Consider the following 16,994-nt stretch of genomic DNA (forward strand, 5'->3'; position numbering starts at 1 on the left):
TATTTATTGTTCCTTTCTTTTTATCCTAGTAATGAAAAAGCCATCAGAATTAAAATGCTGAGGTAGCACCTGTAACGTTTTTACTTTTTCTCCACTGATTGGATGTTCAAATAAATCAAATTCAAAATCTTTATTTTCTTTTAAAAATGTATATATAACATTTTCATTTTCTAACTGTTCTATCGTACAAGTTGAATAAACTAATGTGCCGCCAGGTCGTAAATGATTTTTCACGTTATTTAAAATTTCTAGTTGAATATTCACTAAAGATTGTATGCTTTGTTGACTTTGTTCATATTTGATTTCTGGCTTATGTCTAAGTACACCCAAACCACTACAAGGTGCATCTACCAAAATCTTATCATACACTTTATCATAATTTTTCGTCGCATCGTGACTAAAAGCAGAAATGTTAGATAATCGTAATTTACGAATATTAAAATCAATCAAATCAATTTTATGTTCATGGATATCTGTCGCATCTACATGTCCAGTACCGTGAAGTCTTTCTGCTATATGGCATGCCTTTCCACCAGGTGCACTACAAGCATCTAATACAATGTCGCCATCTTGGAGATCCATTACATCAGCTACAAACATAGAGCTCTTATCTTGGATAGAGACTAGACCATCTTTAAATACACGTGACTCTATAATCGGTTTACCACTAATATGTAAACAAATTGTAATGTCATTATCTTGCGTTACAGTATAACCTTCGTCTTCTAAACGTTGCATCACATTTTCAACTGAAATTCTTGTCAAATTGACCCTTACAGTTGTTGTCACTTTTGTTAAAAATGATTGTGCAATTGCTTCAGTTTCTTCTATTCCAAAGTGTGTAACCCAGTGATCAACAAGCCATTTGGGCAAACTATATTGAATAGCAATGCGCTTCTTATCGTCCGTAATTTCATTAAAATTTGGTAATTCACTGCGCATAAGGTTTCTCAAAATCCCATTAACCACATTACCATTATGTGGGCCACCTTTATATTTTGCTATATTAACAGCTTCATTAATAATTGCATGTTCAGGGACTTTATCCAAGTAAATATATTGATAGATACTCATCCACAGTAATTGTCTGACCCAACCTTTAAGTTTAGTTTGCACGAAAGGTTTCAAATAATAATCAAGTGTATATTTTCTTTTTAATGTACCATACACTAATTCGGTTAATAAATTCTTATCTGCCCGACTTAAATCATTATTGGTTAATACCTCGTTAATAATAATATTACTATATGCCTTATCATTAATAATATCTTGTAATGTTTCAAAAGCTAATAATCTTACATTAGTTTCAATTGTCATTTTAATACCTTCCCAACGAGTGTTGATTGCACACCACTTAAGTAATTAGCTGTAGGCATTCTTTTTTTACCCGCAACTTGAATCTCTGTTAATGCAATCGCATCGTTAGAACCTGTAGCCACAACAATTGCTTTCTTAGTTGTCTCTATTATTGTACCCGGTTCACCATCTTTATCTTTTTCAATGCGAGAAGCATAGACCTTTAAATTTTCTTCATCCATTATTGTGTAAGCAACCGGCCATGGAGACAAGCCTCTAATATGGTTATAAATTACTTCAGCAGGTTTTGACCAATCAATTTTTTCATCTTCACGACGAATGTTACATGCAAATGTTGCTTCATCTTCATTTTGAACAATACTTTCATTCGTACCATTAATAATAGAAGGAAGCGTTTCTTTTAATAATTCAGCACCTAAGAAGCTTAATTTATCATGCATCACACCAACATCATCTTGCGGTTCAATATCGATTGCTTTTTGAGATATAATATTTCCAGCATCCAATTTCTTAGCCATATACATGATAGAAATACCAGTTTGTGTTTCTCCATCTATAATCGCTTGATGTATGGGCGCGCCACCTCTATATTTAGGCAGTAATGATGCATGCACATTGATAGCACCTAACTTTGGTGAATCCAATAAAGTTTGTGGTAATAATTGACCAAATGCTGCAGTAACGATTAAATCCGCGTTCAAATCAATCAACATCTGTAATTCTTCTGATTGTGACAGTTTTTCCGGTTGATATACAGGGATTGCATGTTCTATCGCAACTTGTTTCACTGGTGGTGGTGTTAATTTTCGCTTTCTGCCAACTGGTCGATCAGGTTGTGTAACTACTGCTATGACATTATGTTCTGCAATTAACATTTCTAACACTTTTGTCGAAAAATCAGGTGTTCCCATAAAAATTATTCTACTCATTTTCAAAATACGCCTCCACTTCTGCTTCAGTCAAAATTTTATCCGCACGTTCTGTAAAAAGTTTCCCTTCAAAATGATCAATCATATGTAATATCATACGCGCAATATCATCATATGCTGTCATTTCTACTTCGTTTCCATTTTTATCATTACTTTTAACAACAATCATTTTACTTCTTTCAACTTCACCATAAATGTCAGGTAATGAAATAGATCCTTCTATGTCAGTTACTTTTTGGTCTGATTCGCGAATAATTTTTGGATTGATAAGTTGTAACAATCCATCTATTTCCATATCGATAATAGCTACTTTTTGTAAGATGCCAATTTGTGGCGCACATATGGCAGAAGCTTCAACTTCATACATAGTGTCTTCTAAATCGAGCAATAATTGAGCTAAGTTTTCATCAAATCGCGTTACATCAGGAACGTTTTTATGTAAAATTGGATTTTCTGCTGCAACAAGTTGCTTTATTGTCATACAAATTACTCCTCATAAAAATTCATCATATCATTATAACTTATTTTAGTTAAATTTGCACCAAGCTTAGATGAAATGCAAGCGTTGAAACAATACATATTTTCTTTTTTACACTTTTGCTTTATCACAAAATATAACCGCAAGCTCTCACTTACAAGCTTACGGTGTAATATATCTTTATGCTCCAGTTAACTTTTGTGATATCATAGCGATAACTTATTGATTTGATTACCAAATTCATCAAAATTGTTTTCGTTCAACCAATTTTCAAACTTACTTTTATATTGTGACCACTCATCTGCTAACATAGCAAGCCAGTATGTATCTCTACTTCGTTGTTTATAAATAGTATGATGTTTAAATAAACCCTCATATTTGAACCCAAGTCGTTTTGCCGCCTTTATAGATGGTTCGTTGAATGCATCACACTTCCATTCATATCTTCTATAGCCCAACGTGTCAAAAATATATTTTGCTAATAAGTAGTGCGTCTCTGTAGCTATACGTGTTTGTTTCATTTTATTAGCATAGTGAATATGCCCAACTTCAATCGTTGCATTTTGTTCATTTATTCTCAGTAATGATAAAATGCCTACCACGTCATTATCTAATCGATCAATGATAGCAAAAAAGTATGGATCTTTTGTTTGTCTTTTATTATTTATATATGCTGCAAAATCATCATAACTTTTAGGCTGCTCATCCGGTAAATAAGTCCAATTAGGTGCATCATCTTGTGCTTTGAAATGATTAAATAAAGGATTAATATGTTGCGTTGCTAATTTTTCTAACCTACAGTACTTCCCTTCTAACACATCAACGGTTGGTGCTTTGGGTTGATTGAAATTGATTAATGACTTACCGATGGGTTGTTTAAACTGATTATATTCCATATATTTCCTCCCTTTTAAAATCAATAAGTATATAGCATTATCATATAATATTGCCATTAATGATTAAGCATTAAAATGTTAGCGATTGCGTATAATACATTTATACCAACCAATTCTTATAAATTAATAATATGCTATCATTATTATTTATATTGCGAAAGCATTTTTATTAATCGATTTACATAATTTAATATATGAATTAATTAAAAAAAGTAGAAGTAAAAAGAAATCAATAATAGTTTAATTGAATACTCTTACTTCTACTTCTTAATTTTATATTTAGATTTATTATATATTGAGAGCTTTAACTTCAATTATGATTTCAATAAAAAATTTATATCTAATATTGTTCACTTCATTATTTTATAACTCAATGGTCATGGATGATGCATTTTTTATGAAACCAATTTTAGAATATAATGGTTCTGCCTTAGTAGAAGCTTTTAAATTAACTATATTGACTTGTTCTGTTTTACACTTTAATAAAAGCTCATCTAAAATTTGTTTACTTAAACCTAATCCTCTGTACAATTTAGTTGTATAAACATTGGTAATATAACCTTCAATACCAGAATAATTATCATATGCGGGTGGTATTTGTTGAAAAATAACTGCTCCTGTAGATACAACTTGTTGATTATCTATCATAAACACTTGGAAAATATTTTCTTTGTCGAAAACATCTTCAAAATATTCTCTCATATTATCATCAATATCTTCCGTAGCAAGCATACCTTGATCAAGTAATTGTTCTTTTCTTAATTTTATAATTGTTTCAATATCATTTATATTTGCAATTCTCATCTCCATATCTATTACTCCTTTTAAAAAATATGAGCAAATAAATTTACTATATCTATTAATCATATTCAACCATTAATATTTAAAATTTAACAAAAAAATAGGGCCATCAAATCAGCAAAACACCGATTGACAGACCCCACTTTTAAAAAAGAAAATATTAACTATCTAACCTGTAACTTAATCGCTAAACAACAGGTTTATGTTGTTTGCTCCCCTCTTGTCAAAATTTATTTGTAAACAAACATATTAAAAATTTAGTGCTTTAATGTTAAAATTTACGATTTAATATCACAAATCTAACATAAGCAAAAGTTGCTTTTCTAAAATAAGACTAACGCGTATTCAGTAATTTAATAATATAGCATGTTAAATTATTGTCCTTTTCTGCCACTAGTTTATTTTTTACAACCTAGAAAAGTTTTTAAAACATTACGGTTAAACGACATTTAATAGTGTCCTACATCATCATTTGAGGATTAATGTCAATCTTCAGTGACAATTTGTCTTTTAAATATTGATCATGATAAAAATCATCTAAATATTTTAGTGCTTCGTGTAAGGAAGGTTCGCTTTTATATTTAATTAATATTTGAAAGCGGTATTCATTATTAATTCGTGATAAAGCTGCTGGAGAAGGACCTAACACTAATGCCTTATCTGATAAATGCTGTAACAATATTTTGTGTATGTGTTTAGAAGCTTCCATTACTTTTTTCATATCTTTGTGTGCAATCGTAAAATTAATTAAAAAGAAATATGGCGGATATTTACCTAATTTTCTATAATTCATTTCTTTTTCAAAAAAGGAATAATAGTCATTATCTTGAACATCTTTAATTGCATAATGTTCAGGATTATACGTTTGTATAATTACTTGCCCCTCTTTTTCATGGCGGCCTGCACGACCTGAAACCTGCGTCAACAATTGATATGTACGCTCACTAGCTCTAAAGTCAGGCAAATTCAACATCGTATCAGCATTTAATACGCCAACTAATGTAATATTTGGAAAGTCTAAGCCTTTTGCTATCATTTGTGTTCCCAGTAAAATATCCCCTTTACCTGAACCAAAGTCATCTAATAATTGTTCATGTGCGCCTTTCCGGGAAGTGGTATCAACATCCATACGAATAATCTTTGCTTCCTGAAAATTTTCTTGTAATAATTCTTCAACTCTTTGCGTACCCGTTCCAACCTGCCTAATATGTTCACTTTCACAGTTAGGACACTTATTGGGTGGGATTTCTTGATGACCGCAATAATGGCATTTCAATTGATCCGTTGATTTATGATATGTTAAAGAAATATCGCAATTAGGACATTGAGGTACATGACCACAATCACGACACAACATAAATGACGCATAGCCACGTCTATTTAAAAATAAAACAACTTGTTCTTTTTTATCCAATCGTTCTTGAATCGCCTGACGCAAATCTTCTGAAAACATAGAGCGATTTCCTGATGCAAGTTCAGCGCGCATATCTACGATGTTCACTTCTGGCAATGCTTGTTGATTCACTCTATGAGGTAATGATAATAGTTCATAAACACCTTTAGTTGCACGTGCATATGTTTCCAAACTTGGCGTAGCACTGCCTAATACTAAAGGACATTGATGATATTGACTGCGCCATTGTGCAATATCTCTAGCATGGTATCTTGGATAGTCTTCTTGTTTATACGAAGACTCGTGCTCTTCATCAATTATAATCATACCTAAATCTTTAAAAGGGGCAAACACACTGGAACGAGCACCAACACTCACACTCGCTTTACCATCTCTAATTTTTTGCCATTCATCATAACGTTCACCTTTAGATAATCCTGAATGTAAAACAGCAACTTCATCCCCAAATCTTCGCTTAAATCTTAGTACCATTTGGGGTGTGAGTGCAATTTCCGGTACTAACATCATCGCTTGTTTACCCTGATTGAGTACTTTTTCTATGGTTTGTAAGTAAACTTCCGTTTTCCCAGAACCTGTTACACCGTGTAATAAAAATGTCCGTTGTTCATTTTTATTAATCGTCTCAAGTATGGCATCATATGCTTCTTGTTGTTCTTCTGTAAGTTGTTGCTTTTGATCTTGTTCAAATACTCGCGTCGCAAAAGGATCGCGCTCTACGGTTGTATCATATTTCTCAATAAAACCTTTACGAGCTAATGTCTCAATGCTAGATTTTGAAAATCCCATTTCTTCTAATTGCTTTAAAAAAACAACGTGATGACTTTCATCGATTAAATAAGCATATAATTCATATTGCTTTTTTGATTTTTCTAAAGAACCTAATACCATATCATAATCAAAACCTTCGACGATACGCACTGCACGTTGTTTCTTTTTCTTTAAACTTTGAGATAAAATGGTATCTTCAAGAATTGCACCTTGCTTTAAGAATGGTGCAATTAGAGTTAAGTCATCATTTTTTTGTGCTTCTTTATATGCATAATGCCCTTCCGAGTCAAATCGTTTTAATAATTTTTCTGGTATAGCTTCAGCATCTTTAACTGCAAACACTTTAGTATATTTAGCTTTGATTGCACTTGGAAGCATAACCTCTAACATAGAAATTCGCTTTGTTACAAAATAAGTATGGTACCAGTCTGTTAGTTGTATTAATTCTTTCGTTAATTCAGGTTTAATATCTTGTATCTCTTTTATTGCTTTTAATTTTGATATGTCCATATCAGTGTCAGGTTGCTTAGTGATGTCCATGACATAACCTTGTATCGTTCTCGGCCCAAAAGGTACAATTACGCGCATACCAACTTCAATCATCGCTTGAAATTTTTGTGGAATTATATAATCAAATGTAAAGTCAACACTTTTAGATGGGATATCTACGATTACTTTTGCTATCATTTTATTGCCACCTTGTTTCTAAACTATCTAGTATATGCTCCGCTAATATGACTTTTTTGTGTTTTCCTAACGCTATTGTTTCACCGTTTTTATAGTACATTGTATATGCATTATCATCAGAGCTAAACCCAATTGTGCGATCTCCAACATTATTCGCTATGATAACATCTGCGTTTTTTCTTTTTAATTTTCTTTGAGCATATGTTTCAATATTTTGCGTTTCTGCTGCAAAACCAACTAAAAATTGTTTACCTTTATGTTCTCCCAAATATTTTAAAATATCGGGTGTGCGTTTAAAAGTAACCGTCAAATCACCTTGTTGTTTTTTTAGTTTATGCTCTAATAATTCTGTTGGAGCATAATCTGATACTGCTGCAGACTTAAAGACAATATCCATGTTCTCGAATCGTGTTTTAACCGCTTCAAACATCTGCTGTGCACTTTCTACTTGTATGACTTCCACATTTTTCGGTGGTGTTAGTTTGGTTGGACCAGATATAAGTGTCACGGTCGCCCCTCTTTGAGCTAAAGATTCTGCTAGCGCATATCCCATTTTACCTGATGAGCGATTAGATAAATAACGAACTGGATCTAGTTCTTCTATCGTGGGTCCAGCAGTCACCAAAGCTTTCATACCGTTAAATCTACTATTTGTTGGTGTTGATATGTCGTGTTGAAAATATTGATTTAACCTTTCTACAATTTGCAAAGGTTCTTCCATTCTACCTTTTGCAACATAGCCACATGCTAAGAAACCTTCACCAGGTTCTAAGAAATAATAACCATCTGAGCTTAACGTTGCTAAATTATGTTGCGTTCTTTTATTCTCATACATATGTACATTCATTGCTGGAGCGATAAATTTAGGTGTTTCTGTAGCTAATAGTGTTGATGTAACCATGTCATCAGCAATACCGTTTGCTAGTTTAGCGATTATATTTGCAGTTGCCGGTGCAACTACAATTGCATCTGCCCAATCTCCTAAAGCTACATGTTGAATTTCTTCTGGATTGTGTTCTTTAAAAGTGCTCGTATAAACAGGATTTCTACCGATGGCTTGAAAAGCTAAAGGCGTTACAAACTCTTGTGCATGGTCTGTTAACATCACTCTGACATTATAATCAGCCTGTGTGAGTTTACTCGTTAAATCTATTGCTTTATACGCAGCGATACCACCAGTTACAGCAAGTAATATATTTTTCATCGTAGTTCTCCTCCAAATAATTTATATCTTTCTATTAATGATTTAACATAGTAGTTTATATATTTAATCTTCAATATAACTAAATATAGACAAATGTATTTATTCTGTATAAGGTTAATGTATAGGATTACATAGCATTTTTTCATTAGTTAATTTAACTTTTAATATTTTAGCTAAATTGCTTTAAGTATACATATGGTTACTGCTTATTATACACAAATTAATGTCCAAATTAAAAAAGCACACCTTGGCTATGAAACCTCAAAGTCATCGCATATGTCCGACTTTTGAAGTGCACAACATTAACCCGGTGTACTTTTCAAAATTATAAAATTATATTATTCAACATTCGCTTAGAAAGTGTTATTTAGTAGTTTCAGGATAAACTTCGCCGCCAGCAATTTCTTCCAATGCTTTTCCCACTGATTTTTCAGAATTATATTTGTTTAATAGCGTACTATTTGGATGCTCGTCCAACTCACGTGCACGTTTAGCAGCAGTCGTAGCGATTAAATACTTTGATGTGATTTTTGATGTTAAATCATTTAATGGTGGATATAACATTATTTTTTTGCCTCCAATATCATTTTTCTATATTTTGCTTCAATTCTTTCCCTTTTCAAATGCTCAGCTTCAACAATAGATTGAATACGTTGCTTAGCTAATTCAACTTCGTCATTAACCACAACATAATCATATAAATTCATCATTTCAACCTCTTTACGAGCTTCGAGTACTCTACTTTGTATTTTTTCATCAGACTCAGTACCACGCCCGACTAAGCGTTCACGTAAATGATCTAAACTTGGTGGTGCTAGAAAAATAAATAATGCATCAGGGAACTTTTTACGAACTTGTTTGGCACCTTCTACTTCAATTTCTAAAAATACGTCATGTCCTTGGTCCATTGTATCTTTTACGTATTGCACCGGTGTACCATAATAATTACCCACATACTCTGCATATTCTATAAATTGGTCTTGTTTAATTAATGCTTCAAACTCTGATTTTGTTTTGAAGAAATAATCTACACCATCGACTTCACCTTCACGCATATTACGTGTTGTCATCGAGATAGAATATTTATAAGATGTGGTTGGGTCATCAAATATTTTTTTTCTAACTGTACCTTTTCCTACACCAGAAGGTCCAGAAAGTACAATCAACAAACCTTTCTCATTGTCCATGCCTTACTACCTCTCTAAGCTATTCTTCTATTATTAAACTATGATACCATAATGAGCGTTTGGTTGTATAGCATACGTTCAAACAATCTTTGCTCATGACCAAATCTTTTCATCATGTTACAATATGATGAATGACTAAAAATAAGGTGGCTGATAGTAATGGCATACGATGGTTTATTTACACGAAAAATGGTAGAATCTTTACAATTTCTCGTTGATGGTAGAATTCATAAAATCAATCAACCTGAAAACGATACAATCATCATGGTAATACGTCAAAATCGTAAAAACCATCAACTTCTACTCTCGATCCATCCTAGTTTTGCTAGAATGCATTTAACAGATAAAAAATACGATAATCCATTTGAACCACCAATGTTTGCAAGAGTATTTCGTAAGCATCTAGAGGGTGGCTTTATTAAAGCTATAAGACAAATTGGAAATGATAGACGTGTAGAAATAGATATACACAGTAAAGATGAAATTGGTGATACCACATACCGTACAGTTATTTTAGAAATAATGGGTAAACACAGTAATTTAATATTAGTAGATGATCAACGCAAAATCATTGAAGGTTTTAAACATTTAACGCCTAATACAAATCAATATCGTACAGTTATGCCTGGGTTTCAATATGAAGTACCTCCTACGCAAAATAAAACAAATCCATATGATATTACAGGTACAGAAGCTTTAAAATTCATTGATTTCAATAGTGGGAAAATCGCTAGACAGCTATTAAATCAATTTGAAGGCTTTAGTCCTTTAATTACGAACGAAATCGTCAATCGCAAACAATTTATGACACCTGAAACGTTACCAGAGGCTTTTGATTCTGTAATGAATGAGACAAAGGAATCGCCTACCCCTGTTTTTCATAAAAATCATGAAACAGGAAAAGAAGATTTCTACTTCATGCATTTAAATCAGTTTTATGATGATATGGTTGAATATGATTCTTTACATGATTTATTAGATAGATATTATGATGCCAGAGGCGAAAGAGAACGCGTTAAACAACGTGCAAATGATTTAGTTAAATTTGTACAGCAACAGTTGCATAAATATCAAAATAAATTAAGTAAATTAATCGATGAACAAGAAGGTACTAAAGATAAAGAAGAACAGCAATTATTTGGTGAATTAATCACTGCCAATATTTATAGAATTAAACAAGGCGATGAGTATCTGACGACTACTAATTATTATGATGGTAATGAAGTAACCATTCCTTTAGATACCACAAAATCACCAGCAACCAATGCCCAAATGTATTATAAAAAATATAATAAATTAAAAACACGTGCACATGAATTAACACGTCAAATTGATTTAACTAAAGAAAACATCACATATTTTGAAAATATAGAACAACAACTTACACATATATCCGTAGAGGATATTGATGACATTAGAGAAGAACTTGCCGAACAAGGTTATATGAAGCAACGCAAACAAAAAAATAAGAAAAAGAAACCTACTATTCAATTACAGGAATATGTCTCAACTGACGGAGATACGATGCTTGTAGGAAAGAATAATAAGCAAAATGATTATTTAACAAATAAAAAGGCAAGCAAACAGCATCTCTGGTTTCATACAAAAGACATTCCTGGTTCTCATGTGGTGATCTTAAATGATACACCTAGTGAAAATACCATCAAAGAGGCGGCTATGCTAGCTGGTTATTTTTCAAAAGCTGGTAATTCTGGACAAATACCAGTAGATTACACTGAAATTAAACATGTTCATAAACCTTCTGGCGCAAAACCAGGGTTTGTAACATATGATCATCAAAAAACGCTTTATGCTACACCTGATTACGATCATATTCAAAAAATGAAAGTGACATCATAAATGTCAAATACTTTAAAGTTGTAGTAACCACGTCTCTATAAATTAAAAACAAGGCTAAGATTATGAGTAATCAGTACACACAACATGTGCACGATGCTTAATCTTAGCCTTTTTAATATTTATTTTTTTCTGGTAACGCGAGTTGAAAATTAACACCAAATCTATCTACAATCCATGTAAATTCTCTAAATGGTGGCATTTCAGTTTTAGGCATTAAAATTGCCCCACCACTTTTTAATTTACTAAATAATCTTTCCATTTCTAACGGACTGTCTACTGTCACATATAATGACATTGCTGGATTCATGTCCACATCGACACCATTCATATTATCAATCGCCATAAAAACTTGATCTTTCAAGCGAAAGATAGCATGTTGCACTGCACCGGTAGGTTCTTCATCATTTTCTTCATATTTAACCATCGTTAATATTTCTGCATCTTCAAATGCTTCTACATACAGATTGATTGCTTCCTCTGCTTGCCCATTAAACATAAGAAATGTCGTTATTTTTGGAATTGCCATTGAATTGCCTCCTTAAAACATCTTAAATATAGAATAAAACAAATTCTTAAAAAAATCGAACGAATAAAATTAGCAATTGACAAATAACCTGAAACATAGTACTTATAATAATCTATAATTAAGATAAATTCATAAATCCGTTTCCTAATACATCTCTCACATCATGAATAACTAAAAAGGCATTTTCATCTACCTCATTTACAAGTTTTTTAACTCTGGTCACTTGTGATTGCGGCACTACAACATACAACATACTTGTTTCATGCTTACCGTAACCACCCTTACCTTTTAAAAGTGTCGAGCCTCTACCTGTAAAGCTATTGATTTCATCACTAATTATCTCATTTTTACTTGATATCACAGTAACTGCTTTTTTAGGATGGAATCCTTCTATAATAAATGCAGTCGCACGTTCAGTGATAAATATCATAATTACAGTAAATAAGACATTTTCTAATGGTAAAACAAATAAAAAGGATAAGACAACCAGAGCATCTAAAACAAAAATACCTTGCGATGTTTTGATGTCAAAATATTTATTTAACATCTTAGCAATAACTGATGTGCCCCCTATCACACCCCCAGAAGCAATTACTAATCCTATACCCACGCCTACTAATACCCCTCCAAAAGAAGCATTTATTACAAAATTATCAATACCTGTTTTAAAGTTTTCAGTTAAATCTAAAAAGATAGATATCGCTGTATTGGCAATAAAAGTATATACCGCTGTTCTGGTACTTAAAAAACGCCACCCTACAATAATGACCAATGTATTTATAATTAAAGAGGATATAGCAGGTGAAAAGCCAAAAGCATATTTTAATGCCAATGCCATACCAACTGTACCCCCATCACCTAAATTAGATTCTAATATAAATGAATTAACTGCAATTGCACTCACAAATGCACCAATTAAACAAACAATCACATTTTTAGTATGGTTTTTTAGTAGTTGTTTCACAAATTTCATATCATTTCCCCTTACATTTGATAATATAAATTTAAATAAGGTAAGCTAGAAAAGCGTATTTAAATCATGCACCGTTTTGATTTTACAAATGCGTATTTTCACTCACAATTGAATTAAAAACCAAATTAAATGAAAATATAACATTATTTTTTGTTACATAGTATAATTGCAAATGTAACACAACCTATTCCAATATACCACTTAGTGTAGTTTGCAACATTAATTTCTAAAGCGTGTGTTATTGAAAGCTTTGACGACTTTAAACAATAAAATCACTTTACTTTTGAATATTTATAGTTAAAATAAATACAAATACAATTGGAGGTATTTCATGCTTTATTATGTTATTCCATTACTTATTGCAGCTTTAGTGATACTCATTGGCTTTATCATCATTAAAATTATGATTCGTTAATAAATTTTATACAACAACGTTATCACATTTCTTTTTAATCATTTCAACATCACGAATGATTTCAGTCGTTTTCATATAACAATATTCAACAACACAGAAACGTAGACAATGTAATCTTGTCTACGTTTCTGTGTTGTTGCTTTTGAAATTAACCGAAACTCCTATAAAAAGTCTATACCATTGACTTACTTGTTAAATTTTCACTTTATTTAAATTCTTTTCTAAAAAGTGTAACAAGTAACAAAATGATAAAAGCTGCAATAACTGCAGTTAAAAATATTGGCATATACGCAAGGTGGGTTGCATCTTCAATCCCATTTGTGATTGCATGCCTTAATGTATCATTAGAAATTTCATTTACTTGTCCTAATATTTTAGTAAGATTACCTGAACGATGCTCCATTGTGTTCATTAAAGAAACTGGTATGTCTTTGAGTCCAAAATGTGCTGAATTTATACTGTCTTTAATTTTACTCCCCATTTGGCTATAGCCGAATTGAATAAATGTCGTAAATATTGTCGGTGCAATAGTAATTCCGACTTGTCTGGAAACTGATAATGTTCCAATAACTGTACTATTATTTTTAGCTGAATGTGCTGACTTAGTTGCTAATACAGTCATTGGTGCGCCAATAGTAAAACCAAATCCTAAGCCTGCAATTATTGAAAATACTAAAAATGGCATAGTTGAATAAGTTAAAAATGCTAAACCGCCATAACCAACCATACTAATGATACTTGCAATCACTAATGCAAATATTGGTCCTTTTTTATCTACTATCTTACCACCTATTGATGCGCCTACACCTGAAGCTAATGCCAAGGGCGTCATCCAATATCCACTGTTAGCAGCTTTAACATGTAATACGTTTTCAACAAATGAAGGAATGAAAATAATTGAGCCTATTAACATCCCAGATAAAACGCCCATAATCAATACCACTGAAAAAGCTGGCTTTTTCAGTAAATAAAAAGGTAAGAAAGCATCTATATCAGTTGCTTCATTTTTATATTCCACTAAAATTAAAATACCATAGCCAATAATAGCCAATACAAATAAACCAATCACCGAAAAACTGAGTATACTATTAGCAATATTACCGGTTTGTATATTATTAATCGCAAACATTATTAATAATGTTGAAAATGAAAATACAATGATGGCATATTTATCAATTTTAGTTTTAACTTTTTCTTGTGTTTCTGGCATTTTAATCATCATAAAAATAACAATCATTATTGCCACTGGAACATTGATCAAGAATAACCAATGCCATGTACCACTTACATTAATTAATAAACTTCCAATATTTGGTCCTAATACCGAAGCAATACCATTCATTGCACCTAATCCACCAAGCATACTACCTTGTTTTTCTTTAGTATATGTAGAAATGATATGTGAACTAGCGATTACAAATAAACCGCCACCACCAAATGATTGAATTAAACGTGCAATGATAAAGAACGTATAATTAGGGCTTAATGCAACTAACAATGATCCAAAACCAAATAAAATCACTTCAATAATAAATATTTTTTTACGACCATACATATCAGCAAGTTTACCTGCTATAGGTGTGGTTACAGCCATACCTAATGTATAAATCGTTATTCCCCACGATCCCATTTGTGCTGAAATCTCAAAGGATTGATTTATTGTAGTTAACGCTGCACTAATAATACCGTTATCTAAAGCCGCCATAAACACACCAATGAGTAAAAATAGTGCAACAATATCAAATTTTTTATGTTTCAAATTCATTCATTCCTTTCTTTCTGTCTTAGGGTTTCATATGATATTTATTATTTAAAACCTACTTTGTGAACTAATTATGAACACAAATGTACTTACATATTAAAAAATGCCTAAAAGACCTTTTATCAATATATAAAAGTCTTTTAAGCATTTTCTAATCAATTTAATTACATCATTTTTGCGTTATTTCAAATTTCACAATATATTTGCAAATATAGTTATTTAATATGGCCTTTTTGCTTAAGATTTGATTTAGATTGTTTATAAATATTTGGTTCTGTAGCGTTAAATACCCATTTATTTTCGTCTTCTAAAGTTGATTGTGCTCTATAGTCTTCTGATTTTTTGAGGAATTTATTTAAATGAGCAAAATGATTATAGGCTACATTCGAGTCTTTTGTCATAACATCCCCTCCACTTAACATTTTATGACAAGTTATCTCTCCAATCAACTAATGTAGTAATATCATTTTCAGAAATTTCTCCATTTTCTCTTGCAACTTCAATTAATTCATTATAATTACTTAATGTATAAAAAGGAACTCCAGCTTGTGCAAATTGTTCATCTGCTTTTTTCAAACCATAAGTAAAAATTGCTACTACACCTATGACATTCGCACCAGCAGCTTTCAATGCTTCTACTGCAGTTATTGAAGAACCACCTGTAGATATTAAATCTTCTATAACTACTACCTTTTTACCTTCACTTGATGCACCTTCAATTTGATTCTGTTTACCATGGCTTTTACTTTTTGATCGAACATAGTTCATCGGTAAGTTCATCACTTCTGAGACATAAGCTGCATGCGGAATACCGGCCGTTGCAGTCCCTGATATAACTTCAATATCTTTAAAATGTGATTCAATCAATGCTTGTAGTCCATCTCTAATATGATTACGTACGTCTGGAAAACCTAATGTAACACGATTATCACAATATATTGGTGATTTAATGCCTGAACTCCAAGTAAATGGATCATTGGGAGATAATGATACAGCTTTTATATCCAACAATGCTTGTGCTATTGATTTAGTCATTTGATTTCAACCAACTTTCTTTAATTTTTTGGTAACTCTTAACCGGAGTTTCACTCTGCGTGATTGGTCGCCCTACAACAATATGTGTAGCACCAAAAATGCTTGCCTTTTCTGGTGTCGTAACACGTTGCTGATCATCGGAGGAAGTATTTTCCGGTCGGATGCCTGGCGTCACTTTCAAGAAATCTTCACCTAATTCTTGTGTTAATAATTTTGCCTCAAGTGGTGAACATACAACGCCATCTAAACCTGATAATTTGGCTAAACGCGCATAATTCAAAACTGCTTCATCCATTGTACTTTGGATATTTTGTTCATCATGTAACATTATTTCAGTAGTTGACGTTAATTGTGTCACTGCAATAATTTTAATATTACTATTATATTTTTTAATGCCTTCTAGGGCTCGTTTCATCATTTCTGAACCACCAGCCGCATGTACATTTACTAAATCGACATCTAATTTACTTAAGCCTTCCATTGCTTTGCCAACAGTGTTAGGAATATCATGTAATTTTAAATCTAAGAATATGCGATGACCACGTTTTTTAATATTAGTGATTAATGACGGACCAGTTTGATAAAAAAGTTCCATCCCGACTTTGACAAATAAGGGTTCATCAAATTGATCTAAAAATTGTTCAACTGCTTCTGCTGAATCAAAATCTAAAGCAATAATAGGTAGGTTATTTTGCATATATATCGCCTCTCATAATATCTTTGTTATTATATTTGCCAAGCG

At 31.9% G+C, this 16,994-nt stretch carries 16 protein-coding genes; 1 reads left to right on the forward strand and 15 read right to left on the reverse strand.

Annotated features, from left to right (window positions below; translation table 11 throughout):
• Positions 1-3: 3 nt before the first annotated feature.
• From rsmB to gmk, 9 genes are all read right to left on the reverse strand, one after another.
• Entirely contained in the window at positions 4-1,311 is a 1,308-nt protein-coding gene (rsmB, locus tag NST87_RS08150; protein ID WP_230620726.1) for a 16S rRNA (cytosine(967)-C(5))-methyltransferase RsmB, read from the reverse strand.
• Between the two features lie 2 nt (positions 1,312-1,313).
• Positions 1,314-2,246, reverse strand: a complete 933-nt coding sequence (gene fmt / locus NST87_RS08155) for a methionyl-tRNA formyltransferase (RefSeq protein ID WP_026034728.1) — start codon at positions 2,244-2,246, stop codon at positions 1,314-1,316.
• Positions 2,239-2,727 (reverse strand): peptide deformylase, encoded by a 489-nt coding sequence (locus NST87_RS08160; protein WP_019467765.1) that lies wholly within the window; start codon positions 2,725-2,727, stop codon positions 2,239-2,241. The genes fmt and NST87_RS08160 overlap by 8 nt, the downstream gene beginning before the upstream one ends.
• A gap of 203 nt (positions 2,728-2,930) precedes the next feature.
• Complete coding sequence (locus tag NST87_RS08165) at positions 2,931-3,620, reverse strand: GNAT family N-acetyltransferase (protein ID WP_019467766.1); 690 nt, start codon at positions 3,618-3,620, stop codon at positions 2,931-2,933.
• A 363-nt stretch (positions 3,621-3,983) separates the two neighbouring features.
• Entirely contained in the window at positions 3,984-4,430 is a 447-nt protein-coding gene (locus NST87_RS08170) for a GNAT family N-acetyltransferase (protein WP_019467767.1), read from the reverse strand.
• Positions 4,431-4,881: 451 nt separating this feature from the next.
• Positions 4,882-7,290 carry a primosomal protein N' gene (priA, locus tag NST87_RS08175; RefSeq protein WP_019467768.1) on the reverse strand — a complete coding sequence of 803 codons (2,409 nt, stop codon included), beginning with the start codon at positions 7,288-7,290 and terminating at the stop codon, positions 4,882-4,884.
• Between the two features lies 1 nt (position 7,291).
• Positions 7,292-8,494 carry a bifunctional phosphopantothenoylcysteine decarboxylase/phosphopantothenate--cysteine ligase CoaBC gene (coaBC, locus tag NST87_RS08180; RefSeq protein WP_019467769.1) on the reverse strand — a complete coding sequence of 401 codons (1,203 nt, stop codon included), beginning with the start codon at positions 8,492-8,494 and terminating at the stop codon, positions 7,292-7,294.
• Between the two features lie 363 nt (positions 8,495-8,857).
• Positions 8,858-9,058 (reverse strand): DNA-directed RNA polymerase subunit omega, encoded by a 201-nt coding sequence (gene rpoZ, locus NST87_RS08185; RefSeq protein WP_019467770.1) that lies wholly within the window; start codon positions 9,056-9,058, stop codon positions 8,858-8,860.
• A complete protein-coding gene (gene gmk, locus NST87_RS08190; RefSeq protein ID WP_019467771.1) occupies positions 9,058-9,681 on the reverse strand; it encodes a guanylate kinase in 624 nt (207 codons plus the stop codon). The genes rpoZ and gmk overlap by 1 nt, the downstream gene beginning before the upstream one ends.
• 159 nt (positions 9,682-9,840) lie before the next feature.
• Between gmk and NST87_RS08195 the strand changes: the two genes are divergently transcribed.
• Positions 9,841-11,541 carry an Rqc2 family fibronectin-binding protein gene (locus NST87_RS08195; protein ID WP_040030551.1) on the forward strand — a complete coding sequence of 567 codons (1,701 nt, stop codon included), beginning with the start codon at positions 9,841-9,843 and terminating at the stop codon, positions 11,539-11,541.
• Positions 11,542-11,653: 112 nt separating this feature from the next.
• On the opposite strand, the gene NST87_RS08200 is transcribed toward NST87_RS08195, so the two are convergent.
• The 6 genes from NST87_RS08200 to pyrF all read right to left on the reverse strand — a co-directional run bounded on the left by NST87_RS08200 (position 11,654) and on the right by pyrF (position 16,949).
• A complete protein-coding gene (locus NST87_RS08200) occupies positions 11,654-12,067 on the reverse strand; it encodes a VOC family protein (RefSeq protein WP_340721559.1) in 414 nt (137 codons plus the stop codon).
• Positions 12,068-12,185: 118 nt separating this feature from the next.
• Complete coding sequence (locus NST87_RS08205) at positions 12,186-13,040, reverse strand: YitT family protein (RefSeq protein WP_019467774.1); 855 nt, start codon at positions 13,038-13,040, stop codon at positions 12,186-12,188.
• 620 nt (positions 13,041-13,660) lie between these two features.
• Positions 13,661-15,214: an MFS transporter gene (locus tag NST87_RS08210; protein ID WP_019469335.1), complete on the reverse strand. Its 1,554-nt coding sequence runs from the start codon at positions 15,212-15,214 to the stop codon at positions 13,661-13,663.
• A gap of 218 nt (positions 15,215-15,432) precedes the next feature.
• Positions 15,433-15,618 (reverse strand): hypothetical protein, encoded by a 186-nt coding sequence (locus NST87_RS08215; RefSeq protein WP_340721561.1) that lies wholly within the window; start codon positions 15,616-15,618, stop codon positions 15,433-15,435.
• A 22-nt stretch (positions 15,619-15,640) separates the two neighbouring features.
• Positions 15,641-16,252: an orotate phosphoribosyltransferase gene (pyrE, locus tag NST87_RS08220; RefSeq protein ID WP_019469333.1), complete on the reverse strand. Its 612-nt coding sequence runs from the start codon at positions 16,250-16,252 to the stop codon at positions 15,641-15,643.
• Positions 16,245-16,949 carry an orotidine-5'-phosphate decarboxylase gene (gene pyrF, locus NST87_RS08225; RefSeq protein ID WP_019469332.1) on the reverse strand — a complete coding sequence of 235 codons (705 nt, stop codon included), beginning with the start codon at positions 16,947-16,949 and terminating at the stop codon, positions 16,245-16,247. The genes pyrE and pyrF overlap by 8 nt, the downstream gene beginning before the upstream one ends.
• Positions 16,950-16,994: the final 45 nt, after the last annotated feature.

This window comes from Staphylococcus sp. FSL W8-0271, from assembly GCF_038006605.1.
GTDB lineage: Bacteria > Bacillota > Bacilli > Staphylococcales > Staphylococcaceae > Staphylococcus > Staphylococcus cohnii.

Bases quoted from the DNA above. Each gene is read 5' to 3' on its own strand.
- fmt (WP_026034728.1), bottom strand. From the start codon at position 2,246: ATGAGTAGAATAATTTTTATGGGAACACCTGATTTTTCGACAAAAGTG.
- NST87_RS08160 (WP_019467765.1), bottom strand. From the start codon at position 2,727: ATGACAATAAAGCAACTTGTTGCAGCAGAAAATCCAATTTTACATAAA.
- NST87_RS08165 (WP_019467766.1), bottom strand. From the start codon at position 3,620: ATGGAATATAATCAGTTTAAACAACCCATCGGTAAGTCATTAATCAAT.
- NST87_RS08170 (WP_019467767.1), bottom strand. From the start codon at position 4,430: ATGGAGATGAGAATTGCAAATATAAATGATATTGAAACAATTATAAAA.
- priA (WP_019467768.1), bottom strand. From the start codon at position 7,290: ATGATAGCAAAAGTAATCGTAGATATCCCATCTAAAAGTGTTGACTTT.
- coaBC (WP_019467769.1), bottom strand. From the start codon at position 8,494: ATGAAAAATATATTACTTGCTGTAACTGGTGGTATCGCTGCGTATAAA.
- rpoZ (WP_019467770.1), bottom strand. From the start codon at position 9,058: ATGTTATATCCACCATTAAATGATTTAACATCAAAAATCACATCAAAG.
- gmk (WP_019467771.1), bottom strand. From the start codon at position 9,681: ATGGACAATGAGAAAGGTTTGTTGATTGTACTTTCTGGACCTTCTGGT.
- NST87_RS08195 (WP_040030551.1), top strand. From the start codon at position 9,841: ATGGCATACGATGGTTTATTTACACGAAAAATGGTAGAATCTTTACAA.
- NST87_RS08200 (WP_340721559.1), bottom strand. From the start codon at position 12,067: ATGGCAATTCCAAAAATAACGACATTTCTTATGTTTAATGGGCAAGCA.
- NST87_RS08205 (WP_019467774.1), bottom strand. From the start codon at position 13,040: ATGAAATTTGTGAAACAACTACTAAAAAACCATACTAAAAATGTGATT.
- NST87_RS08215 (WP_340721561.1), bottom strand. From the start codon at position 15,618: ATGACAAAAGACTCGAATGTAGCCTATAATCATTTTGCTCATTTAAAT.
- pyrE (WP_019469333.1), bottom strand. From the start codon at position 16,252: ATGACTAAATCAATAGCACAAGCATTGTTGGATATAAAAGCTGTATCA.
- pyrF (WP_019469332.1), bottom strand. From the start codon at position 16,949: ATGCAAAATAACCTACCTATTATTGCTTTAGATTTTGATTCAGCAGAA.